General features: G+C 59.5%; 13 protein-coding genes and 3 pseudogenes. 7 read left to right on the top strand and 9 right to left on the bottom strand.

Annotated features, from left to right (window positions below; translation table 11 throughout):
- The first annotated feature begins 165 nt into the window (after positions 1–165).
- The 3 genes and pseudogenes from HU727_RS12110 (at position 166) to msrA (ending at position 5,374) form a co-directional block, all read left to right on the top strand.
- Positions 166–1,562, top strand: a pseudogene (locus tag HU727_RS12110) (alkaline phosphatase D family protein).
- A gap of 254 nt (positions 1,563–1,816) precedes the next feature.
- A complete protein-coding gene (locus tag HU727_RS12105; protein WP_186531818.1) occupies positions 1,817–4,513 on the top strand; it encodes a putative bifunctional diguanylate cyclase/phosphodiesterase in 2,697 nt (898 codons plus the stop codon).
- A 195-nt stretch (positions 4,514–4,708) separates the two neighbouring features.
- On the top strand, positions 4,709–5,374 hold the full coding sequence (gene msrA, locus HU727_RS12100) for a peptide-methionine (S)-S-oxide reductase MsrA (protein WP_186531819.1): 666 nt from the start codon (positions 4,709–4,711) through the stop codon (positions 5,372–5,374).
- A gap of 157 nt (positions 5,375–5,531) precedes the next feature.
- On the opposite strand, the gene HU727_RS12095 is transcribed toward msrA, so the two are convergent.
- The 5 genes from HU727_RS12095 to putP all read right to left on the bottom strand — a co-directional run bounded on the left by HU727_RS12095 (position 5,532) and on the right by putP (position 11,642).
- Complete coding sequence (locus tag HU727_RS12095; RefSeq protein ID WP_166218667.1) at positions 5,532–6,371, bottom strand: 23S rRNA (adenine(2030)-N(6))-methyltransferase RlmJ; 840 nt, start codon at positions 6,369–6,371, stop codon at positions 5,532–5,534.
- Positions 6,372–6,534: 163 nt separating this feature from the next.
- Positions 6,535–6,855, bottom strand: a complete 321-nt coding sequence (locus HU727_RS12090) for a hypothetical protein (protein WP_186531820.1) — start codon at positions 6,853–6,855, stop codon at positions 6,535–6,537.
- 326 nt (positions 6,856–7,181) lie between these two features.
- The gene (locus HU727_RS12085) at positions 7,182–7,895 is read right to left on the bottom strand and encodes a DUF4123 domain-containing protein (RefSeq protein WP_186531821.1); all 714 of its coding nucleotides are present in this window, start codon (positions 7,893–7,895) and stop codon (positions 7,182–7,184) included.
- Positions 7,885–9,900 (bottom strand): type VI secretion system Vgr family protein, encoded by a 2,016-nt coding sequence (locus tag HU727_RS12080; RefSeq protein ID WP_186531823.1) that lies wholly within the window; start codon positions 9,898–9,900, stop codon positions 7,885–7,887. Before HU727_RS12080 ends, HU727_RS12085 begins: the two co-directional genes overlap by 11 nt.
- Positions 9,901–10,157: 257 nt before the next feature.
- Entirely contained in the window at positions 10,158–11,642 is a 1,485-nt protein-coding gene (putP, locus tag HU727_RS12075) for a sodium/proline symporter PutP (protein WP_186531825.1), read from the bottom strand.
- A gap of 458 nt (positions 11,643–12,100) precedes the next feature.
- On the opposite strand from putP, the gene putA reads away from it, so the two are divergent.
- Positions 12,101–16,054, top strand: coding sequence for a trifunctional transcriptional regulator/proline dehydrogenase/L-glutamate gamma-semialdehyde dehydrogenase (gene putA, locus HU727_RS12070; RefSeq protein ID WP_186531827.1), 3,954 nt, complete (start codon positions 12,101–12,103; stop codon positions 16,052–16,054).
- A gap of 213 nt (positions 16,055–16,267) precedes the next feature.
- A complete protein-coding gene (locus HU727_RS12065) occupies positions 16,268–18,070 on the top strand; it encodes an acyl-CoA dehydrogenase (RefSeq protein ID WP_186531829.1) in 1,803 nt (600 codons plus the stop codon).
- Positions 18,071–18,215: 145 nt separating this feature from the next.
- On the opposite strand, the gene HU727_RS26110 is transcribed toward HU727_RS12065, so the two are convergent.
- The 4 genes and pseudogenes from HU727_RS26110 to HU727_RS12050 form a co-directional block, all read right to left on the bottom strand.
- Positions 18,216–18,947 carry a methyl-accepting chemotaxis protein gene (locus tag HU727_RS26110; protein ID WP_437180410.1) on the bottom strand — a complete coding sequence of 244 codons (732 nt, stop codon included), beginning with the start codon at positions 18,945–18,947 and terminating at the stop codon, positions 18,216–18,218.
- A gap of 135 nt (positions 18,948–19,082) precedes the next feature.
- Positions 19,083–20,108, bottom strand: a pseudogene (locus HU727_RS26105) (HAMP domain-containing protein); the annotation flags it as partial.
- 144 nt (positions 20,109–20,252) lie between these two features.
- On the bottom strand, positions 20,253–20,555 hold the full coding sequence (locus HU727_RS12055; RefSeq protein WP_186531833.1) for a cell division protein ZapA: 303 nt from the start codon (positions 20,553–20,555) through the stop codon (positions 20,253–20,255).
- On the bottom strand, positions 20,552–20,782 hold the full coding sequence (locus tag HU727_RS12050) for a hypothetical protein (RefSeq protein WP_186531835.1): 231 nt from the start codon (positions 20,780–20,782) through the stop codon (positions 20,552–20,554). The genes HU727_RS12055 and HU727_RS12050 overlap by 4 nt, the downstream gene beginning before the upstream one ends.
- Before the next feature lie 276 nt (positions 20,783–21,058).
- Between HU727_RS12050 and HU727_RS26100 the strand changes: the two are divergent.
- Positions 21,059–21,781: pseudogene (locus HU727_RS26100) on the top strand (MCP four helix bundle domain-containing protein); the annotation flags it as partial.
- Positions 21,782–21,811: 30 nt separating this feature from the next.
- Positions 21,812–22,684 (top strand): methyl-accepting chemotaxis protein, encoded by an 873-nt coding sequence (locus HU727_RS26095; protein WP_371042268.1) that lies wholly within the window; start codon positions 21,812–21,814, stop codon positions 22,682–22,684.
- Positions 22,685–22,884: the final 200 nt, after the last annotated feature.

Genomic DNA, 22,884 nt, shown 5'->3' with positions numbered 1-22,884 from the left:
TCCGCGTGCCCTTCCCACAACTAGCGCTGAAATCGGCTACAGGCCTGGTCTACTTAACGCCAATATTTAATCCCGCCACCCAACTAACCTTCGCTTAGAAAAGTTAAATAAAGTACGCACCCATTATTTATTCTTCAGCCATTAAACAATCGAACGGAATCGATCATGTTCAAACCCACTATCGGCCCAATCGTGGGCCATACCACAACTAACGAAGTGCGCGTTTTTATTCGCGGTGAGCATCAGGATAAAAAACGGGTATTTGCAGGAGTTCGCGCCCGTAAAGCCGGCGCGGAGAAATGGAGCAACAGCGTATTTGCGCTGCTCAATCCGGGCAACGACATGTCGGGTGTGCTGGTACTGCAAGATCTTGATGCCGATTGTGAATATGAATACCAGGCCGGCTGGTTGAGCCCGATGAATCCGGTGCATACCATCGACACGGTTGTAGAGTTTCCATTGCAGTGGCCACGACAGGTTTACGGATTTCGTACCCGCACTCGGCAAGCCAGCCAGCCTCGAGCATTTATCGTCGGCTCTTGCCGTTATTTGCGGATAACCGCTGGCATCGCCTCATTACCGCAACTGGGCGACAGGATTTTTGGCGCCATCAATGAACTTGTCGAACGCAGTCAGATTCCGGTCAGTGCAGTAATCATGACAGGAGATCAAGTGTACGTAGATGACCTGAATATCATCGCACCGGATCGCGAAGCCAAAGACATCCTGAAAAAATATCGAACCGCCTTCTCGCAACCGAACATTCAACGATTGATGTCCAATACGTCGACTTACATGATGCTTGATGATCATGAAATCGAAGATAACTGGCCCGCCAATGCCAAAGAAGCGGACAAAGATTTATACCGTAACGCCATGGCGGCATATGAACTTTATCAAGCCAGTCACAGCCCGGTTTATGCATATAACAGCAAGGGTCAGATAGAGAGGAACAGCTTGCGGCATTACTGGTATCAATTCGGCGACAGCGATATCGCCTGGTTTGTGACCGACAGTCGCACTCGACGAAACTTGTCGGCAGAAGACCGGCGCATTCTCGACGTGGAACAGGAACAGGCCCTGCTCGAATGGCTGATCCACAGCCCGGCGCGGGTGAAATTCGTGGTCACCAGCGTGATGTTTTATCCCGATCGCAAGTTCAACGGTGGTGATGCCTGGAAAGCGTTCCCCGAACAGCGCCTGCGTCTGCTGGAAACCATCCGCACCCATCGGATCAAGAATGTGCTGTTCGTCTCCGGTGACGTCCATGGTTCATTGACCAGTCGCCTCACTCACAGCGAGGACACCGACTTTGAAGTGCACACCATCGTGTCCTCGCCGCGCACAACAGCAGACTGTTGCCCTATGCCAAAGCCTCGACGTTCATTCTCGATCAACCGCTGGCTTTCACCGCAGCCGGCGACTACCGGCACGAGCTGACCAGTGCCGTGGTGAGCCAGGACAACTTTGCGCACTTGGTGGTTGAGACTGATCAGATTCTGGTCAATTACCATGATCGCGAGGGCAAAAAGCTGCAATCGATCAGTATTAAATTGCGTTGAGGCCCCAACAGATCGCAGCCGTCGGCAGCTCCTGCAGGAAACGCATTTCCCTGTAGAGACTGCTCAAGGCTGCGATCTTTTGCTCTTTTCAATCCCGAGCTGCAGAAATGTTCACTCCAGCCGACATATTCTTATAGCACTTGGCCTTCATCTCTCTTGTCAGTCGGGGCCGCAATGATGCAACCTTGCCGCAGCCAACAGATAAGAGGGCGAGAGCCCGGCGCATTCAGCATATTTCCAAGCGAGTTCCCTTCATGAAGAGCCAACCCGATGCCGCCAGCCGTATGGCGGCCGAGGTAGTGACGCAGTTGCCTGTGCCCTCGCGGCTCGGCATGCTGCGTTTCGAGCGCTTGAATGAAGCCAGTTGGGCGATGCTGTTCCTCGATCCCAATTGCGAACGCCAGTTCGGTCAGCCGGCTGTGGAACTCTGTGCGCTCGTCGGTTCGCCCTATGCCTGTCTGATGGAGCCCGAAGCGCGCTATCAACTGCACGACGCGATCCAGCAACAGCTGGCCCAAAGCCCGCATTATCTGGTGCGCTATACCCTGCACACAGCGGCCGGCGCGTTGAGCATCCTCGAATTGGGCGAAGCCTATAAGCAGCACAACCGGCACTTGCTGCGCGGCTATCTGCTGGCGGTCGACAGTGTGTTCGACGAAGCGCCGCCAATGCTTTCGGTTGATCTCGAAACCCAGAATTCGCGCCTGCAGATCGCCCTCGAATTGAACCAGCGCGCGCAGCAGGAACAGCTGCAGCATCTGGAACGCGTGCGCGCCCAGCAGGACCTGATTCTGCTGCTCGCCCGCCAGCGCTACAGCACGCACAACTCGCTGCAGGAAGCCGCCGAACTGATCACCCGCTGCGCCTGCGATATCTATGAAATCGACTGCGCCAGCCTGTGGAATCTCGATGGCCAGAGGTTGCTGCCGATCTCCGCCTACCACCGGGCGACCCAGGAATACCTCCTGCCGGACCCGATCGATATCAGCGGCTTCCCCGATTACATGGAAGCGCTGCACAGCAGCCGAGCCATTGACGCTCACAACGCCATGCGCGACCCGCGCACTCGCGAGATGGCGCAGGCGATGCGTCCTCGTGATGTCAACGCCATGCTCGACGCCAGCATTCGCGTCGACGGTCAGGTGGTCGGCGTGTTGTGCCTGGAACAGACGGGCGTCACCCGCGCCTGGCAGTCCGACGAAATCGCCTTTGCCGGTGAACTCGCCGACCAGTTCGCGCAAGTGATCAACAACCACAACCGCCGCACCGCGACCAGCGCCTTGCACCTGTTTCAGCGCGCGGTGGAGCAAAGCGCCAACGCATTTCTGCTGGTTAACTGCGACGGCGTGGTCGAGTACGTCAACCCGAGCTTCACCGCGATCACCCAGTACACCACCGAGGAAGTGCACGGCCAGCGCCTGTCGGAATTGCCGGCCCTGGAAAACCTCAGCGAACTGCTGTTCGACGCGCCCTCGGCGCTGGCCCAGAGCAACAGCTGGCAGGGCGAATTCAAGAGCCGGCGCAAGAACCTCGAACCGTATTGGGGGCAGTTGTCGATCTCCAAGGTCTATGGCGACAACCGTGAGCTGACGCACTACATCGGCATCTACGAAGACATCACCCAGACCAAGCTGGCGCAGCAACGCATCGAGCGCCTGGCCTATACCGACAACCTGACTAACCTCGGCAATCGTCCAGCGTTTATCCGTAACCTCGATGAGCGTTTCGCGCGCGACAGCGATGCGCCGATCAGCCTGTTGCTGGTGGACATCGACAACTTCAAGCGGATCAACGACAGCCTCGGTCACCAGACCGGCGACAAACTGTTGATCAGCCTTGCCCGGCGCCTGCGCAACAGCCTGAGCCCGAGCGGCAGCCTGGCGCGCTTCGCCAGCAATGAATTCGCCGTATTGCTCGACGACACCAGTCTTGAGGCCGGACAGCAGATCGCCAGCCAGTTGCTGATGACGCTCGACAAACCGATGTTCGTCGACAACCAGCTGATCAGCGTTACCGGCTCCGTCGGCCTTGCCTGCGCACCGTTGCACGGACGTGATCCGCAGACCCTGATGCGCAACGCTGGCCTCGCGCTGCACAAGGCCAAGGCCAACGGCAAGCATCAGGTGCAGGTGTTCACCGAAGCGCTGAACGCCGAGGCCAGCTACAAACTGTTCGTCGAGAACAACCTGCGCCGCGCCCTGACCCAGAACGAGCTGGACGTGTTCTACCAGCCCAAGCTGTGCCTGCGCAGCGGTCGTCTGTTGGGCATGGAAGCGCTGCTGCGCTGGAACCATCCGGAGCGCGGCATGATCCGCCCGGACCAGTTCATCAGTGTCGCCGAAGAGACCGGCCTGATCATTCCGATCGGCAAGTGGATCGCCCGCCAGGCCTGCCGCATGAGTAAATCCCTGACCGCCGCTGGCCTGGGCAATCTCCAGGTGGCGATCAACCTGTCGCCCAAACAGTTCTCCGACCCGGACCTGGTGGCTTCCATCGCCAATATCCTCAAGGAAGAAGAGCTGCCAGCCAATCTGCTGGAACTGGAGCTGACCGAAGGGCTGCTGCTGGAGGCCACCGAAGACACGCACTTGCAGCTCGATCAACTCAAGCGTCTGGGCCTGACCCTGGCCATGGACGACTTCGGCACCGGTTATTCATCGCTGAGCTATCTGAAGAAATTCCCGATCGACATCATCAAGATCGATCGCAGCTTTATCCACGAAATCCCGGACAACCAGGACGACATGGAAATCACCTCTGCGGTGATTGCCATGGCCCATAACCTGAAACTCAAGGTCGTGGCCGAAGGCATCGAAACCGCCGAGCAACTGGCATTCCTGCGCCGTCATCGTTGCGACGTGGGTCAAGGTTATCTGTTCGACCGGCCGATTCCGGGCGGCGAGCTGATCAAAGCGCTCAAGCGCTACCCGCGCGGGCCGCTTTGCCTGTAACCCCCACCTCTATGATGATCCCCCTGTGGGAGCGAGCCTGCTCGCGAAGGCGATAAAACCGTCGACATCATCATCGCCTGACACACCGCTTTCGCGAGCAGGCCCGCTCCCACATTTGGATAGTGCGAACTCCGGCATCATTCGGCACACTGGCGGTCTACTTTTTACATCCCATCCTGACTGAGAGGAACGATCATGGTTCTGCGCTCGGAAATTCTGGTGAACAAAAACGTGCTTCCAACCAAAGAACAAGCCCTGCCCGGCCGCGAAACCGCAATGACCCTGCCGGAAAAACACTTTGTCTTCGAAGACACCCCGTTGCTCGGTCCATTTTTTCAGGACGTCGACTTTGCGATTTTCGGTCTGGGCTGTTTCTGGGGCGCGGAACGGCGCTTCTGGCAGCGCGAAGGCGTGGTCAGCACCGTGGTCGGTTACGCCGGTGGCTTCACGCCGAACCCGACGTACGAGGAGGTTTGCTCAGGCCTGACCGGCCATGCGGAAGTGGTGCTGGTGGTGTATGACAAGGCCCAAGTCAGCTACGAAGAACTGCTGGCGATGTTCTGGGAACTGCACAACCCGACTCAGGGCATGCGCCAGGGCAACGACATCGGCACCCAGTACCGCTCGGTGATCTACGCGACTTCACCCGAGCAACTGGACGCGGCGCTTGAAAGCAAAGCCGTCTATCAAGCTGAGCTGGCGAAGGCCGGTCTGGGTGAAATCAGCACCGAGATCGACCAGGCTCCGACGGTTTACTTCGCCGAGACGTATCACCAGCAGTACCTGGCGAAGAATCCGGAAGGCTATTGCGGCATCGGCGGTACTGGTGTGTGCATGCCAGCGAGCCTGGCGGGTAATTAACCTGAAGCTGTGGCGAGGGAGCTTGCTCCCGCTGGGGTGCGAAGCGCCCCTGAAACCGGTGAATGCGTTCTTCCAGTGAAAACGAAGTCTGCGGATTCTACGACTGCTGCGCAGCCGAGCGGGAGCAAGCTCCCTCGCCACAGGTATGAGTTGCTGATCAACTCTCGGCGATCAACCAATCCATCTGCCAGCCACCCTGAGTCTGCCCCAGCTTCTTCGACAACCACGGCAGCAACTCACGCAGTTCCTCCTCAAGCCCCCACGGCGGATTGGCGATCGCCAGACCCGAGCCGTTCAGGCTGTTTGGCGTATCCAGCGGATGCACCAGCAGCTCGACGCGCAGCAACTTCGGTGCGCCAGTGCCGGCGAGGTCTTGATAGAAACGTCGCAACGCGCGCTGATCCTTCACCGGGTACCAGATCGCCGCCACGGTTTGGCGCATACGCCCGATAGCTTCTTTCATCGACGCCGCGCAGCGCTGCATCTCGTCCAGTTGTTCGAACGGTGGGTCGATCAGCATCACCGCACGTTTCTCCTGCACCGGCAGCATCGCCCGCGCAACATGCCAGCCCTCGCCCAGATGCACTTTCACCCGGCGATCGCCAGCCATGTTGTCCTTGAGCAGCACACCGTCTTCGGGGTGCTTCTCGTTGAGCATCACCCGATCCTGAGGCCGCGTCAGACGCCGCGCCAACTCCGGCGAACCCGGGTAATAGCGCAACTGGCCATCCGGGTTCATGTCGTGCAGCACCTTCATGTAGTCGGCAGTCAACGCAGGCAAATCCGGCTGATCCCACAACCGTGCAATGCCCTCCAGGTACTCGCCGGTGCGATTGGCCTGATCGCCCTGCAAGTCATACAGACCGATGCCGGCGTGACTATCGAGATAGGCAAACGGCTGCTCCTTGCGCGACATCAAGGCGATGAGGCGGGTCAAGGTCAGGTGTTTGAACACATCGGCGTGATTGCCGGCATGGAAGGCGTGACGATAATTCATGGCTGCTCCTGCGAAGGGCGCAAAGTTTACCTTTTACCGGGCAGCAAGTCAGGGGTTGGCGGCTGAGCGGGCCACGACTATAAAAGATCGCAGCCTTCGATGCTCCGGAGTGGCCGTCAACCTCCTGTAGGAGCTGCCGAAGGCTGCGATCTTTTGATCTTTCTCAGACGGGTAAGCTGCGCAGGCGCTTGCCGATGACATCGAGCACGTCACAGCCATCACGCAATGGGATGGCGCACAGCAGGGCAAAGTCGCTGAGGATGAAGGAATCACATTCGATCGAGCCGCGCATGCACATGTTTTCCAGGACCTGGGCCACGGCGCGGATGCGGTAGTTAGCGGCGTCCATAAGGATGTCGAGAGGCACGTGGGTGTCGATGAACAGGCTGGGCATGTCGCTGCAATTGCCGGTCAGGGCCATGAAGCGGTTGTCGGGGTGAGGCGTAATTTTCTTGTAGGGCGGATCATGTTTTGTCGTTGTCATTCTCGGCATCCTTGAAGTTCTGAGTGGAGCCGCCATTGACCTTCCTACGGGTTTGGGTGGCAGCCATGTGCGGGAGTAGGAACTGAGAACTCCAAATCAGCCACGTCGAAACGTGTCCCGCACACAGCCGCCGTCAACTTGTCATGAATACGTTTTGACCCTCGTATTCAGCCTGCGGCACTTGTGCACTTCAGAGTTCGGGATCCTACCCCCTGTCACCGTTCTGGTGGTGACAACGAAAAGACTATCCCTGCAACTCACCGCGTACCAGTTCATGAAAACCGCCGCGATTCGAAGGAAACGTCCGAAGCGTTTGCCCCGAAATTTCACTCTGCCTCTGCCAGCAAAAACTCCAGAAGCGCTGATCGTGACGAATCTTCCGACATCGATAATTTGAAAAACTCCCCGACCTTGCAGCGCAAAACTGACTCGGGAAAGTCCTCGAACAATGCCGGGTGCTCTTCGCTCAGCCATTGCAGAACATTGGCAACCCGCACGCCTTCGTCAGTCTGCGCCAACACTGTCTCCGGAACAGTCCACCACGGAAAGACTCGCCCGGAAACCATCGCCCGACCGCCGATTTCAAAGGCTTGCCCGTTGATCAGCCCTCGCGCGATCACCGGCAGCAGCTGCGCAGGATCTACCTCCCCAGACTGCAGGATCGGCAACAAAAACCGCCCATCCCAGAAGCGGAAAAACACGGATTTACCGTCCGGCATCAGTACCTGGGTCAAACTGCGAAAGTGTTCGATCACAACTTCAAGACTCGCCGAAGACACCGCCAGCCACCCCCAGTCCCGCGACCTAGTTTCAGCCACCCAGCGCAAAAACTCACCATCCGCAGCGACAATTCCCACGTAAGGCATCACAGCGTCCCACTCGGCATACATCGTCTCGGCCCAGACCGGATTCGCCATGCCTTTCCAGGCTTCGAAAGCACCGGCATCACTGGCGCGGCTGAAAATTGCGAACAACTGCTCAGCGCCCCTCAGCGGTTCAAACGCCAGCCATTTGTCGGGCGTCAAGTCTTCAGGCTGCACAGACACCCTCCTTGCAGCGCTCACACTCTTCGCAGAATGGCGCATCGCCCTTGAAGCTCATGATCTGCGCGGTGGTGAGCATGGCTGCCGGCGCTGCGGCAAGTTTTTCCGGCAGCCCTGGCACCACCGGCGCAGCACTCGTCGCCACCATTGGCGCACCGCCCACAACGATCGGCACGCTGCTGAAAATGCCGCCCGGCCCGATATTGATCCACTGCCCGCCGGCCTGAATCGTGGCGCTCGCGCCGCCGTCGATAACCACTTGTTGACCCGCGCTGATATGGATTTGCGCAGAGGCACTGGTCGCTTGACTGTTTACCCGAACCTGCTGGTCGCCGAGCACGGATAAATGATCATCCTGCCTGACCTCGGTCTGTCGCTGGCCATGGGTGATGCGTTGCTCATCGGCTTTTAGTTCATGCCGGGCAGTTCCGGTGACCACCACACTGCGCTGATTATCGACCTGCACCTGTTGATCGTTCAGTACATGCTGCGTCCAGTTGCGCTGGGCGCGCAGATAGATTTCCTCGGCGCCTTTCCTGTCCTCGATGCGCAGCTCGTTATAGCCGCCGCCCCCGGGGCTGCTCTGGCTGCGGAAGACGCTGCGGGTCTTGTCTGCCGGCAGGTCCAGCGGCACAGGTGTTGCGGCGTTGGGCAGGCACCCCATGACCAATGGTTTGTCAGCATCGCCATCGATAAAGCCGACCAGCACTTCCATGCCGACCCTTGGAATCAACACGCTGCCGTACTGATCGTGCGCCCAACCGGTGGCGACGCGCAGCCAGCAACTGGAGTGCTCGTTCAGTTCGCCGTCGCGATCCCAGGCCAGTTGTACTTTGACCCGTCCGTATTCATCGCAATGAATTTCCAGGTCGTTCGGGCCGGTGACCACTGCGGGTTGATAGCCCGACATGCGCGGCTTTTCCGCGCCGAGCGCCGGACGAAAGAACACCTCCCACGGCGTGGCCACGAAAGTATTGCGGTAACCCTGGAAGGATTCGCCATCGCTGGTCACCGATTCCTCCAGCACTTGGGGCTGGCGGCCGCGGTGTTCGACGGCCGTGAGCAACCACAGATCGTTCCAGTCGCTACGCGGATGCTCGCTGAGTTGCAGGAAATGACCGCACACCAATGTCGACTCGTCGCTGCTGCCTTCGGCCTGTCGGTAATCGGCAACGTGCCGTTCGAGCGCTCGCCGTGCGAGGTGCTTGCCGGTTTCGCGGTCGTTGAATTGTCCGGGGAAGTGATAGTCCTCCAGCACCGGATGCTGTTCAACGTCGCTGCGGCTTTCCAGAGACAAGCGTGGTTTTTCGAAGTCGTAGTCACGCCGGGTGACGACGCTGGTACGGGCCTCCAGCCGCACGTTGAAACGCTGAATCGCGGGGGCGCCACCGGACATGCCGCTGCCCGGCAGATACAGCGTCGGCTCGGGCAGTTTCGGGAATACGGTCTGGTCATCACCGAACACCAACAGATGCCCTTCAGGGCTGTGTTGGAAGTGGTAATGAATGCCAACTTCCGCACACAAACGCTGAATGAACGCCAGGTCGCTTTCGGCGTACTGCACGCAGTACTCGCGCACCGGGTAATCACTACCGAGACGAAATTCGAAGGCATCGCGCAGGATCGAATGGTCCTTGAGGATCTGCGTCACGATCTGCGGAACGCTTTTATGCTGAAAAATCCGCTGATTGATGCGGTGCCCAAGGTACGTCAGACGCGGGACTAGGCTGAGGTGATAGCGTGTCAGACGTTTCCCGGAATCCCCCTGCCCGACCTGATAAATCTGACCATGAATGCCCGACCCCTGAGCATCGAAACCGAGAAAAGCCTGGCCATGCAGCAGGCTTTCGAGGTCCAGATCCGCTCGCTCGGTGACCAGTTCCAGCTCGAATCGAAAGGGTTGGCTGATGGCTTCCTTGCCCGTGAACTCAAGGACCTTGAGGTCATGCTGGGCGCCTTCGAGGGTCAACGTGAAACGCGGTTGATTGGCAGGCGCGAACATCCGATGTCTCTCTGCAATGTGAGGGCGGCGATTCTGCATGAGGGCAACGGATGATGAGCAGGTGACGGGAAATTCAGATTTGCCCTACGTGCTTTGCTGATAGCACCTCGGAAAGTCGCGCTTTTGACTACAGACAGATCCCTCGAATCTGCTCCCACATTGAATCTGCGCGATGCGGGTGAAACTCGAGGCAATAAAAAACGGCCCGCCTCCTGTAGGAGACGGGCCGTTTCAGGGTGAGCGTCAGCTCAGAACAATCACTTGTTCAGGTTGAAATCTTTTTCCGCCGCTTCGAAGCGCTCGACCATGCCACGGGTCGGCTCACCCGCCTTGCTGACGAAGTAGATCGCCAGGCTGGCAAAGATGAAGCCTGGGATGATTTCGTACAGCCCCATCACTTCCCAGTGTTTCCAGGCGACCACGGTGATCGCGCCGACCAGGATACCGGCCAGTGCGCCGTCGCGGGTCATGCCTTTCCAGATCACAGAAATCAGTACAACCGGGCCGAAAGCAGCACCGAAACCGGCCCAGGCGTAGGACACCAGGCCCAGCACACGGTTATCCGGGTCGGCAGCCAGTGCGATAGCGATCAGAGCCACCAGCAGCACCATGGCGCGACCGACCCAGACCAGCTCAACCTGCGATGCGGATTTACGCAGGAAGGTTTTATAGAAGTCTTCGGTCAGAGCGCTCGAGCACACCAGCAGCTGGCAACTCAGTGTGCTCATGACAGCAGCCAGAATGGCCGACAGCAACACACCGGCAACCCAAGGGTTGAACAGGATTTTCGCCAGTTCGATGAACACGCGTTCCGGGTTCTCGGTGACCGGACCGGCCAGCTCCGGGTGCGCCGAGAAGTAAGCGATACCGAAGAAGCCCACGGCTACAGTGCCGCCCAGGCACAGGATCATCCAGGTCATGGAGATGCGACGTGCGTTGGCAATCGATTTCACCGAATCCGCCGCCATGAAACGCGCGAGGATGTGCGGCTGACCGAAGTAGCCAAGACCCCAGCCCAACAGCGAAATCACGCCGATGAAAGTGGTGCCCTTGAGCATGTCGAAGTTGCTTGGATCGTTGGCTTCGATTGCGAGGAACGTGGTGTCGACGCCGCCGGTAGCCAGCAGCACGATGATTGGCGTAAGGATCAACGCGAAAATCATCAGCGTGGCTTGCACGGTGTCGGTCCAGCTTACTGCGAGGAAACCGCCGACAAAGGTGTAGGCAATCGTTGCCGCAGCACCGGCCCACAGTGCGGTTTCGTACGTCATGCCGAAAGTACTTTCGAACAGACGAGCGCCGGCGACGATGCCGGAAGCGCAGTAGATGGTGAAGAACACCAGAATCACAACCGCCGAGATAATCCGCAGCAAACCGCTTTTATCTTCGAAACGGCTGGAGAAGTAGTCCGGCAGAGTCAGGGCATCGCCGTTGTGCTCGGTCTGCACGCGCAGACGGCCGGCGACGAACAGCCAGTTCAGGTAGGCACCGACGATCAGGCCGATGGCGATCCAGCTTTCGGACAGGCCGGACATGTAAATGGCGCCCGGCAGGCCCATCAACAACCAGCCGCTCATGTCGGAAGCACCGGCCGACAGCGCGGTAACGACGCTGCCGAGACTGCGACCGCCGAGAATATAGTCAGAAAGGTTATTGGTGGAGCGATAGGCCATGAAGCCGATCAGCACCATTGCTGCGATGTAGATCACGAACGTGATCAGGGTTGGATTGCTTACGCTCATTGAGTTACGCCCTGGCTTTGTTTTTATGTAGCGGCGGTGGTGAACCGCACGCAAACGACGACGTTTGGCAGACGATCCGGGATCCCGCGCATTTATGACTGATGTTTCCCCAGGAAAGCCATCAGCCGGTACGCCGGGATTGTCCCGGTTGCACCTTGGCGGCGAATGCTATGCAACAAAGCAAATAAGGTGCAACCAGTTTCGAGAGAATTAGTTGCACCTAATCGAATTAATCGACGATCACCCCGTTTTTGCTCCCTTTTATGGCAGTTATGGCCCTTTGCTAGAAGTAAAAGCACCAAGCAGGGGCAGTACTTTCGTGGCAGAAAATTATTTCCTGACGAGCTGCGAATTTATCCGACAAAAAAGGGTTGCACCCGGTTGCACCTCTTTCAGTGCACGGCTAATCTTGCGGCCAGCTGATGCCACGCAACTGTGGCAACCATGAGGATAAAAATATGGCTACCACCACCCTTGGGGTCAAACTCGATGACCCGACCCGCGAGCGCCTCAAAGCCGCCGCGACCTCGATTGATCGCACGCCGCACTGGCTGATCAAGCAGGCAATTTTCAATTACCTGGAAAAACTCGAGGGTGGTGCAACCCTGACCGAGTTGAACGGTTTGACCGCCAAAGACGCCGACGAAGCTGGCGAAGTGCAAACCGATCACGCTCACCAATGCTTCCTTGAATTCGCCGAAAGCATCCTTCCGCAGTCGGTTCTTCGTGCTTCGATCACTGCCGCCTACCGCCGCCCCGAGCCAGAAGTCGTGCCGATGCTCATCGAGCAGGCGCGCTTGCCGGCTCCAATGGCCGAAGCCACCAACAAGCTCGCCGCGTCCATCGCGGAAAAACTGCGTAACCAGAAAAGTGCCGGCGGTCGTGCAGGCATTGTTCAGGGTCTGCTGCAGGAGTTTTCCCTGTCGTCCCAGGAAGGCGTGGCGCTGATGTGCCTGGCCGAAGCGCTGCTGCGCATCCCGGACAAAGGCACTCGCGACGCATTGATCCGCGACAAGATCAGCACCGGCAACTGGCATCCGCACCTGGGCAACAGCCCTTCGCTGTTCGTCAACGCGGCGACCTGGGGCCTGCTGCTCACCGGCAAGCTGGTGTCCACGCACAACGAAGCGGGCCTGACGTCGTCGCTGAGCCGCATCATCGGCAAGAGCGGCGAGCCGATGATCCGCAAGGGCGTCGACATGGCCATGCGCCTGATGGGCGAGCAGTTCGTCACCGGCGAGACCATCGCCGAGGCGCTCGCCAATGCGAGCAAGTTCGAAGCCAAGGGCTTCCGTTATTCCTACGACATGCTCGGTGAAGCTGCGCTCACCGAAGTCGATGCGCAGAAATACCTCGCCTCGTACGAACAAGCCATCCACTCGATCGGCAAAGCTTCCCACGGCCGCGGGATTTATGAAGGCCCGGGCATTTCCATCAAGCTCTCGGCGCTGCACCCGCGTTACAGCCGTGCGCAGTACGAGCGCGTGATGGACGAGCTGTACCCGCGCCTGTTGTCGCTGACCTTGCTGGCCAAGCAATACGACATCGGCCTGAACATCGACGCCGAAGAAGCCGACCGCCTCGAACTGTCGCTGGATCTGCTTGAGCGTCTTTGCTTCGAGCCGCAGCTGACGGGCTGGAACGGCATTGGTTTCGTCATCCAGGCTTATCAGAAGCGCTGCCCGTACGTGATCGATTATGTGATCGATCTGGCCCGCCGCAGCCGCCATCGCCTGATGATCCGCTTGGTAAAAGGCGCGTACTGGGACAGCGAAATCAAGCGCGCCCAGGTCGAAGGCCTGGAAGGCTATCCGGTCTATACCCGCAAGGTGTACACCGACGTTTCCTACATTGCCTGCGCGCGCAAACTGCTGTCGGTGCCGGAAGTCATCTACCCGCAATTCGCCACGCACAACGCCCACACCTTGTCGGCGATTTACCACATTGCCGGTCAGAACTATTACCCGGGGCAGTACGAATTCCAGTGCCTGCACGGCATGGGCGAACCGCTCTACGAGCAGGTTGTCGGCAAAGTGTCCGAAGGCAAGCTGAACCGCCCGTGCCGCGTGTACGCACCGGTCGGCACGCACGAAACCCTGTTGGCGTATCTGGTTCGCCGCCTGCTTGAAAACGGCGCGAACACCTCGTTCGTCAACCGCATCGCCGACCAGTCGATTTCGATCCAGGAGCTGGTGGCCGATCCGGTGGCGCAGATCGAGCAGATGGCGACCGTGGAAGGTGGTTTCGGCCTGCCGCATCCACGCATTCCGCTGCCGCGTGATCTGTACGGTGCCGAGCGTGCCAACTCCAGCGGCATCGACATGGCCAACGAACACCGTCTGGCGTCGCTGTCCTGCGCCTTGCTGGCCACCGCGCACACCGACTGGAAAGCCGTACCGATGCTTGGCTGCGCCTCCAGCAGCGAAGCGCCGGTCGCGGTTCTGAACCCGGCTGATCACCGCGATGTGGTCGGTCACGTTCAGGAGGCCACCGTTGAAGACGTCGACAATGCAATTCAATGCGCGCTGAACGCTGCGCCTATCTGGCAGGCCACCCCGCCAGCCGAGCGCGCGGCGATTCTGGAACGCGCCGCTGACTTGATGGAAGGCGAGATCCAGCCGCTGATGGGCCTGTTGGCTCGCGAAGCCGGCAAAACGTTCGCCAACGCCATCGCCGAAGTGCGCGAAGCCGTCGACTTCCTGCGTTATTACGCCGTGCAGGCACGCAACGATTTCAGCAACGACGCCCACCGCCCACTGGGCCCGGTGGTCTGCATCAGCCCGTGGAACTTCCCGCTGGCAATCTTCAGCGGTCAGGTCGCCGCCGCACTGGCTGCCGGTAACCCGGTATTGGCCAAACCGGCCGAGCAAACCCCGCTGGTTGCCGCGCAAGCTGTGCGCTTGCTGCTGGAAGCAGGGATTCCAGAAGGCGTGCTGCAATTGCTGCCGGGTCGCGGTGAAACCGTCGGCGCCGGCCTGGTGGGTGATGAGCGCGTCAAAGGCGTGATGTTTACCGGCTCCACCGAAGTTGCGCGCCTGCTGCAACGCAATATTGCTGGCCGTCTCGACAGTCAGGGCCGTCCGATTCCGCTGATCGCCGAAACCGGTGGCCAGAACGCGATGATCGTCGACTCCTCGGCATTGACCGAACAGGTTGTCATCGACGTGGTGTCTTCGGCCTTCGACAGCGCCGGCCAGCGCTGCTCGGCACTGCGCGTACTGTGCCTGCAGGAAGATTCCGCCGACCGCGTCATCGAAATGCTCAAAGGTGCCATGGCGGAAAGTCGTCTCGGCAACCCGGAGCGTCTGTCCGTTGACATCGGCCCGGTGATCGACGCCGAAGCCAAGGCCGGCATCGACAAGCATATCCAGGGCATGCGCGACAAAGGTCGCAACGTTTATCAAGTCGCGATTGCCGACAGCGAAGAGGTCAAGCGCGGCACCTTTGTCATGCCGACCCTGATCGAACTGGAAAGCTTCGACGAGCTGCAACGCGAGATCTTCGGCCCCGTTCTGCACGTCGTTCGCTACAAGCGCAAAGAGATTGATCAGTTGATCGGCCAGATCAATGCTTCCGGTTATGGCCTGACGCTGGGCGTGCACACCCGTATCGACGAGACCATCGCCAAGGTGATCGACAACGTCAATGCGGGTAACGTCTACGTCAACCGCAACATCGTCGGTGCAGTGGTCGGCGTACAGCCATTCGGCGGCGAAGGCCTGTCGGGTACCGGCCCGAAAGCCGGTGGCCCGCTGTATCTGTACCGATTGCTGTCGACGCGTCCTACCGACGCCATCGAACAGTCCTTCGCTCGCGGTGATGCGGTCGTCGCGCCAGACGTCCGTCTGCGCGACGCCATGAGCCAACCGCTGAACGCCCTGAAAGCCTGGGCCGACCACAACAAGTTCGCTGACCTGAGCACTTTGTGCGTGCAATACGCGGCGCAATCGCAGAGCGGCATCACCCGTGTGCTGGCCGGTCCGACCGGCGAGAAAAACAGTTATGCGATCCTGCCGCGCGAGCACGTGTTGTGCCTGGCCGAGGTCGAAGGCGACCTGCTGACGCAACTGGCGGCAGTCCTGGCGGTAGGGGGTTCGGCGGTGTGGCCGGAATCCGAACTGACCAAGTCCTTGTTCGCACGTCTGCCGAAAGAAATTCAGACGCGCGTCAAGCGGGTTGCCGACTGGAACAAGGACGAGGTGGTGTTTGATGCCGTTCTGCACCACGGCCATTCCGACCAGTTGCGCAGCGTCTGCCAGCAAATTGCCCAGCGTGGCGGCGCAATTGTTGGGGTTCAGGGCTTGTCCCAGGGCGAGACCAACATTGCGCTGGAGCGTCTGGTAATCGAGCGTGCATTGAGTGTCAACACCGCTGCGGCGGGTGGTAACGCCAGCTTGATGACCATCGGTTAAACCGCTGCAATTCCAGGCGACCGCAATGGTCGCCTGGAATCACTCCTACAGAAGATCAAAAGATCGCAGCCTTCGGCAGCTCCTACACCGTCCCATGTAGGAGCTGCCGAAGGCTGCGATCTTTTGCTTCTGTATCACGCCCATCAATCATCCTGTTCAGCCTTTATCAGCAAGCCTAGACTCGGCCCGACCCCAATCTTCAGGTAGGCCGCCATGTCCGAGACGCTCCTCAGTTCCCGTAATCTGGCTTTCGAGCTGTATGAAGTCCTTGATGCCGAGGGCCTGACCCGGCGTGAGCGTTTTGCCGAGCACAACCGCGAGACTTTCGACGCCGCCATCGGAACCGCCCGCAGCATCGCCGAAAAGTATTTTGCGCCGCACAACCGCAAAGGCGACGAGAACGAGCCGCGCTATGAGAACGGCCAGGCGATTCTGATTCCTGAAGTAAAACCGGCGGTGGATGCCTTCCTGGAAGCCGGATTCCTCAACGCGGCGAGAAGTTTCGAGGCGGGGGGCATGCAACTTCCGACGTTGCTGTCGCAGGCTTGCTTCGCGCATTTCCAGTCGGCCAACGCTGCCTCGACGTCCTACCCGTTCCTGACCATGGGCGCGGCCAACCTGATCGAAAGCTTCGGCAGCGAAGAACAGAAACAGCGCTTCCTGCAACCGATGATCGATGGTCGCTTTTTCGGCACCATGGCCCTGACCGAGCCGCACGCCGGTTCATCGCTGTCGGATATTCGCACCCGCGCCGAGCCGGCGGCCGACGGCACGTATCGCCTCAAGGGCAACAAGATCTTCATTTCCGGCGGCGATCACCCGCTGTCGGAAAACATCGTGCACATGGTTCTGGCCAAGCTGCCGGATGCGCCGCCGGGCGTGAAAGGCATCTCGCTGTTCATCGTGCCGAAGTTTCTCGTCAACGACGACGGCAGCCTGGGCCAGCGCAACGACGTGCTTTTGGCGGGGTTGTTCCACAAGATGGGCTGGCGCGGCACCACGTCCACGGCGCTGAATTTCGGCGATAACGGTGAGTGCGTAGGCTATCTGGTGGGCAAGCCGCATCAGGGTTTGAGCTACATGTTCCAGATGATGAACGAGGCTCGCATTGGCGTCGGCATGGGCGCGGTGATGCTCGGCTACGCCGGTTATCTGTACTCGCTGGAATACGCCCGCGAACGTCCACAAGGCCGGGTGCCGGACAGCAAGGACCCGACGACCGCGCCGGTGGCGATCATTCAGCATGCGGACGTCAGACGCATGCTGCTGACGCAAAAATCCTACGTCGAAGGGGCATTTGACCTTGGTCTGTATGCCGCGCGATTGTTTGATGACACCACCACGCTGGAGACCGAAGCCGAACGCAAGCAGGCCCACGAGCTGCTCGACCTGCTCACCCCGATCGTTAAATCCTGGCCGTCGGAGTTTTGCCTGAAGGCCAACGAACTGGCGATCCAGATTCTGGGCGGCCACGGTTACACTCGTGAATATCCGGTGGAGCAGTACTACCGCGACAACCGTCTTAACCCGATTCATGAAGGCACCCATGGCATCCAGTCGCTGGACCTGCTCGGGCGAAAACTGGCGCAAAACGGCGGCGCGGGTCTCAAGCAATTGGTTCGCCTGATGGCTGCAACGGCCGAGCGCGCCACAGCATATGAATCGCTGACCGCTCTGCGTGAACCGCTGGAAAAACTCGTCGCGCGTCTGCAAACCGTGACGATCGGCCTGCTGACCGATCTGGCGCAAGGCAAGGTCAACAGCAGCCTGGCGAATTCTGCGCTTTACCTGAAGGTGTTCGGTCATACGGTGATCGGCTGGCGCTGGCTGGAGCAGGCGATTCGCGCCGAGGAAGGACTGGCGACAGGCAATGCCGCGGACGCCGACTTCTATAAGGGCAAGCTGCAGGCGGCGCGGTATTTTCTGACCTGGGAAGTGCCGGGCTGTCACCATGAGCTGGACTTGCTGCAGGCCCGGGATGATACGTGTCTGGGGATGCGAGATGAGTGGTTCTGATCCACAAGCTGTTTAGCGACTGAACCATTCGCGAGCAGGCTCGCCCCCACAGGCCAGGAGTGGTGTTCACAGGATTCGTGAACACGCTGAAACCAATGTGGGAGCGAGCCTGCTCGCGAAGGCGTCAGCTCAGGCGATACAGCTCTCAACTCAACTTGAACCCACCCATCTGCCGCGCCAGATCATCTGCCAACCGCTGCAGCATCTGACAATCCTCACGGCACGCCCGAACTTCCCCAGCCGTCGCCCGGGCGAGATCGGAAATCCCCTGCACGTTACGGTTGATCTCTTCGGTAACCGTTGACTGCTCTTCCGTCGCCGCCGCCACCTGATGGTTCATATCGCTGATGCGCTCGACCTGCCCGGTAATCGCCGTCAACGACGCCCCGGTACGCTGGCTCGACTCGACGCCGGTGCCCGTCGCCGCCTGGCCTGTACGCATCGAAGACACCGCGTTTTCCGCCCCTTGTTTGAGGCTGCCGATCATCTGTTGAATCTCGTCGGTCGAGGCTTGAGTTCTGCGCGCCAGAGTGCGCACTTCATCGGCGACCACCGCGAATCCACGCCCCATGTCCCCGGCACGTGCAGCCTCGATGGCCGCATTCAGCGCCAGCAGGTTGGTTTGCTCGGAGACACCGCGAATCACCGCCAATACCGAGTCGATCGACGCCACTTGCTGCGCCAGTTCACCGACCGCCCCCGCCGCCACGCCGATCTCTTCGGACATGCTCTCGATATGGCGGATCGAGCCGCCCACGACTTCCCGTGCCAATAGCGCTTCGTCTCGCGCCGTCTGCGAAGCCAGCGCTGCGTTGCCGGCGTTCTGAGCGATTTCCTGCACCGTCAGGCCCATTTCATGAACGGCTGTGGCGACCATGTCTGTTATTTCCTGCTGGCGGCCGGAACGCTCGGCAGTGTTGTCGACGACCTTCGCCACTTGCCCGACGGCCGTGCGCAGACGCTCGCTGGTGGTCAGCACCTCGCCGATCATCGCGCGCTGGCTGTCGAGGAAACGGTTGAAGCCGCGAGCCAGATCGCCTAATTCGTCGGCGCGGCTGGAATCTAACCGGTGGGTCAAATCTCCACCACCGCTACCGATGGCTACCAACGCCCGTGTTACCTGTCGAATCGGTCGCACCAGGCCCTGCGCCAGCCAGACCACCAGGGCGAGGCAGACCAACGCCACCAGCAGACCGATGCCACCGCTCATCCACATCGCTTTTCGCGCTTCGGCGTAGATCTGCGACTGCGGCACTTCGGCCACCAGCGTCCAGCCGAGATCGCGCAGGGGCAGGCTGAAAGCGAGGAAATCTTCGCCGTCGCGCTGAAAGCTGCTGTTGACCGCGTCTTTATGCCCCATCACTGCTTGCGCCGCCTGCGCGCCAATCTGATCGGTCAGGGTGCGCTTGCCGCTCGATTGCGCTTCGGGATGGACCTGAATCAAACCGTCGGCACGCACGAGATAGACCTTGCCGCGCTCACCGAAACTGAAGTCGTGAATCAGCTCAGACAACTCTTTCATACTCAGACCGAGGCCGGCCACACCGACGACTTTGCCGGCCTGCTCGACCTTCAGGTCGATAAACAGAGCCAGTTCGCCGGTAGCGCTATCGTTGTCGATATTCAGGGTGCGCGGCTGATCGCTATCGAGGAAGGAATAGAACCAGGCATCGGCCGGTTTGGAGGGACTGAGGGTGCGGTCCAGGCCTTTTTCATTGATGTAGTGACTGGATGCGGTGCCGATGATCAACGCGGTAAAGGCTTTGTGTTCGGCGCGGATGCCTTCCAGATATTGAGCGAAGAGCGCGGTTTTGCTGCTGTCTTCGCCCGCTGCCAGCCAGTCGCGCACCATGGTGTTGCTGGCGATGTCTTTGGCCGCAGTGAGAGGTTGCACGAGGATGCGTTCGATATCGTTGCGCGTCGCCTCGATGCTCGACGGCAGTGCTTGCTCGACCAGATAGCGCTGGGCGAGGCGGTTGACCACCAGGGTATAAATGCCAACCACGATCACGATGCTGATCAGCAGGGCCGTGCCCATGCCAAGAATCAATTGCCACTGAATACTGCGTCGCCACCACTGCATGGAGCACCCCCAAAGAATAAGTGGCTGGAACACTGCAACAGCCGTGCCGATTGTATACAACCTTATCGACAATCTATTCTTTGGTTGTGCGCAACTCCATCAGCCCTGATTGATCGTCTTGGCAATGGTGTCGACCGTGGCGCTGACTTGCTCTTGATAACGGTCGAGTTCTTCTTTGTGCTGTTTCTTCATTTCGATCTGCTGCGAGCACAGATTCATCGCCGCCAGCACCAGCAAGCGGTCGCCGATCAGCGTCGGGTATTTGCGCTTGGTATCTTCCAGCGCGGCCTTGAGCATCATGGCCGCGTCCAGCAGGGTCTGTTCTTCCCCGGCCGGTGCCTTGATCGAATAGTCCTCCCCGAGAATGGAGATGACTTTTACCCCTGCTGTGCCGTAGTTCATGCGCTGACAGGGCCTGCGTTGACGCGATCAACCAGGGCCTGAATGCGGGCAGCGGTGGCGCCGTGTTTTTCTTCCTGCTCCATGAGGTTCAGTTGCAGGCTTTCGTTTTCATCCTTGGCCTGGGCCAGTTCCGCGGACAGGGTCTGGTTGGTCCGTGCGAGGGTCTGGTTCTGTTGCACCAGGTCGCTGACGAGCTGTTCCAATTGGCTGAGGGATGCTTCCAACATTTTGATCTTCCAAGCGTTTTTCAAAGGGCGCGTACGATAAAGAAAAGTCACCACGGATGCCAGGGTTAACCGGCGCAAGGCCTTGATTTTCCTGGGTGGCGAACCTTCCTGCGAGTTTAAAAGACTGTGATTGTCCGATCTGGTTCCTGCACTTCGTCGCTCAAGCCCGTCTGCGACAAATACGCACACCACCTCAAGACTTTAGTCGCATGACCGATAAGTCACCCATACAGCAGTCTCAGCCCGCATGGATGCGGCCCTTTTTGGTATCCGCCCATGTCCCTTCGCAATATGAATATCGCCCCACGGGCGTTCACCGGTTTCGCCCTGATCGGCGGCCTGATGTTGATTCTGGGGGTATTCGCCCTCAACCAGATGAGCAAAATCCGTGCGGCCGGCGAAGACATCGCCACCGCCAGCGTCCCATCGATCAAGGCCCTCGACGAATTCACCCAATTGACCTTGCGTCTGCGCGTGCTTTCCTATCGTTTGCTGATCAACCGCGAAGCGGACGTGCAGCAGAAAACCATCGAACTGTTCGACCTGCGCAACCGCCAGATCGCCGATGCGCAACGTCTTTATGAGCCGCTGATTGACGGCCCGCAGGAGCGCGCGGCCTACGATCAATACGTGCAGCTGCTCACGCAGTACCGCCAGCTCGAAGAGCGCATGAAAACCCTGTCGCGCAACAACCAGGTCGACGAGTTGCGGCAGATGCTCAACAGCGATTTGCTGAGCAACTCGGAAGCGGTGAATACCGCGCTGGCGCGCTTGCTGGAGATCAACACCCAGCAAATCGCCGAGACCGATCAAGGCGCCAAAGATCAGTATTCGATGTCGTTCAATCTGGTAGTCACTCTTCTGGTGATCGCCAGCGGCCTGACCATGCTGTTCGCCTGGCTGTTGACCGTGAGCATCACCAAACCGATCTCCAAGGCACTGGACGCAGCGGAAACCATCGCCGAGGGCAACCTGACGCAGCCGATCCATGTCGATGGCGAAGATGAAGCCGGTCGCCTGCTGGCGGCCATGGCCAAGATGCAATCGAAACTGCGCGACACCCTGCAGCGCATCTCGGGTTCGGCGACGCAACTTGCATCTGCAGCGGAAGAGTTGAACAGCGTGACCGACGAAAGCGCTCGCGGGCTGACTCAGCAGAACAACGAAATCGAGCAGGCGGCCACCGCCGTCAACGAGATGACCAGCGCCGTGGAAGAAGTCGCGCGAAACGCGGTCAGCACGTCGGAAGCCTCGAAAAACGCCACCACCTCGGCTGGCGACGGTCGTGACCTGGTGCAGGAAACCGTCAGCGCCATCGAACGCATGAGTGCAGATGTACAAAGCACTGCCTCGCTGATCGGCGATCTGGCCAACGAGTCCCGCGACATCGGCAAGGTGCTGGACGTGATCCGTGGTCTGGCCGACCAGACCAACCTGCTCGCGCTGAACGCGGCGATCGAAGCGGCACGTGCCGGTGAGGCCGGACGTGGTTTTGCGGTGGTCGCTGACGAGGTTCGGGCCCTGGCGCATCGCACTCAACAGTCGACCAGCGAAATCGAACGCATGATCGGCAGCATCCAGAGCGGCACCGAACACGCCGTGGATTCGATGCGCAACAGCACCGAGCGCGCCGAGTCGACACTGAACATCGCGCGTGGCGCCGGAATGTCGCTGGATACCATCAACACCGCCATTGTCGAAATCAACGAGCGCAACCTGGTGATTGCCAGCGCTGCGGAAGAGCAAGCGCAAGTGGCCCGTGAAGTGGATCGCAACCTGGTGAACATCCGCGATCTGTCGGTGCAATCGGCGACCGGCGCGAATCAGACCAGTGCCGCGAGCAATGAGCTATCGCGATTGGCGCTGGACCTGAACAACATGGTTGGGCGGTTCAGCCTGTAACCTTCAAAAGCAAAAGATCGCAGCCTTCGGCAGCTCCTACCCAGGATTGACATCCCCCGTAGGAGCTGCCGCAGGCTGTGATCTTTTGATTCTCTGATCGCTCCCACGCTCTGCCTGGGAATGCCTCATTGGACGCTTTGCGTGCGTTTTGGGACGCAGAGCGCCCCGGGCTGCATTCCCACGCGGAGCGTGGGAACGAT

It is taken from the genome of Pseudomonas khorasanensis (genome assembly GCF_014268505.2).
GTDB classification, from domain to species: Bacteria; Pseudomonadota; Gammaproteobacteria; order Pseudomonadales; family Pseudomonadaceae; genus Aquipseudomonas; species Aquipseudomonas khorasanensis.
The sequence above is the reverse complement of the archived record's forward strand: the minus strand, read 5'-3'. Positions and strand labels throughout refer to the sequence as shown.

Bases quoted from the DNA above. Each gene is read 5' to 3' on its own strand.
- HU727_RS26095 (WP_371042268.1), top strand. From the start codon at position 21,812: ATGGCCAAGATGCAATCGAAACTGCGCGACACCCTGCAGCGCATCTCG.
- HU727_RS12095 (WP_166218667.1), bottom strand. From the start codon at position 6,371: ATGAATTATCGTCACGCCTTCCATGCCGGCAATCACGCCGATGTGTTC.
- HU727_RS12105 (WP_186531818.1), top strand. From the start codon at position 1,817: ATGAAGAGCCAACCCGATGCCGCCAGCCGTATGGCGGCCGAGGTAGTG.
- HU727_RS12050 (WP_186531835.1), bottom strand. From the start codon at position 20,782: ATGTTGGAAGCATCCCTCAGCCAATTGGAACAGCTCGTCAGCGACCTG.
- putP (WP_186531825.1), bottom strand. From the start codon at position 11,642: ATGAGCGTAAGCAATCCAACCCTGATCACGTTCGTGATCTACATCGCA.
- HU727_RS26110 (WP_437180410.1), bottom strand. From the start codon at position 18,947: ATGGTCGCCACAGCCGTTCATGAAATGGGCCTGACGGTGCAGGAAATC.
- putA (WP_186531827.1), top strand. From the start codon at position 12,101: ATGGCTACCACCACCCTTGGGGTCAAACTCGATGACCCGACCCGCGAG.
- HU727_RS12080 (WP_186531823.1), bottom strand. From the start codon at position 9,900: ATGTTCGCGCCTGCCAATCAACCGCGTTTCACGTTGACCCTCGAAGGC.
- HU727_RS12090 (WP_186531820.1), bottom strand. From the start codon at position 6,855: ATGACAACGACAAAACATGATCCGCCCTACAAGAAAATTACGCCTCAC.
- HU727_RS12055 (WP_186531833.1), bottom strand. From the start codon at position 20,555: ATGAACTACGGCACAGCAGGGGTAAAAGTCATCTCCATTCTCGGGGAG.
- HU727_RS12065 (WP_186531829.1), top strand. From the start codon at position 16,268: ATGTCCGAGACGCTCCTCAGTTCCCGTAATCTGGCTTTCGAGCTGTAT.
- msrA (WP_186531819.1), top strand. From the start codon at position 4,709: ATGGTTCTGCGCTCGGAAATTCTGGTGAACAAAAACGTGCTTCCAACC.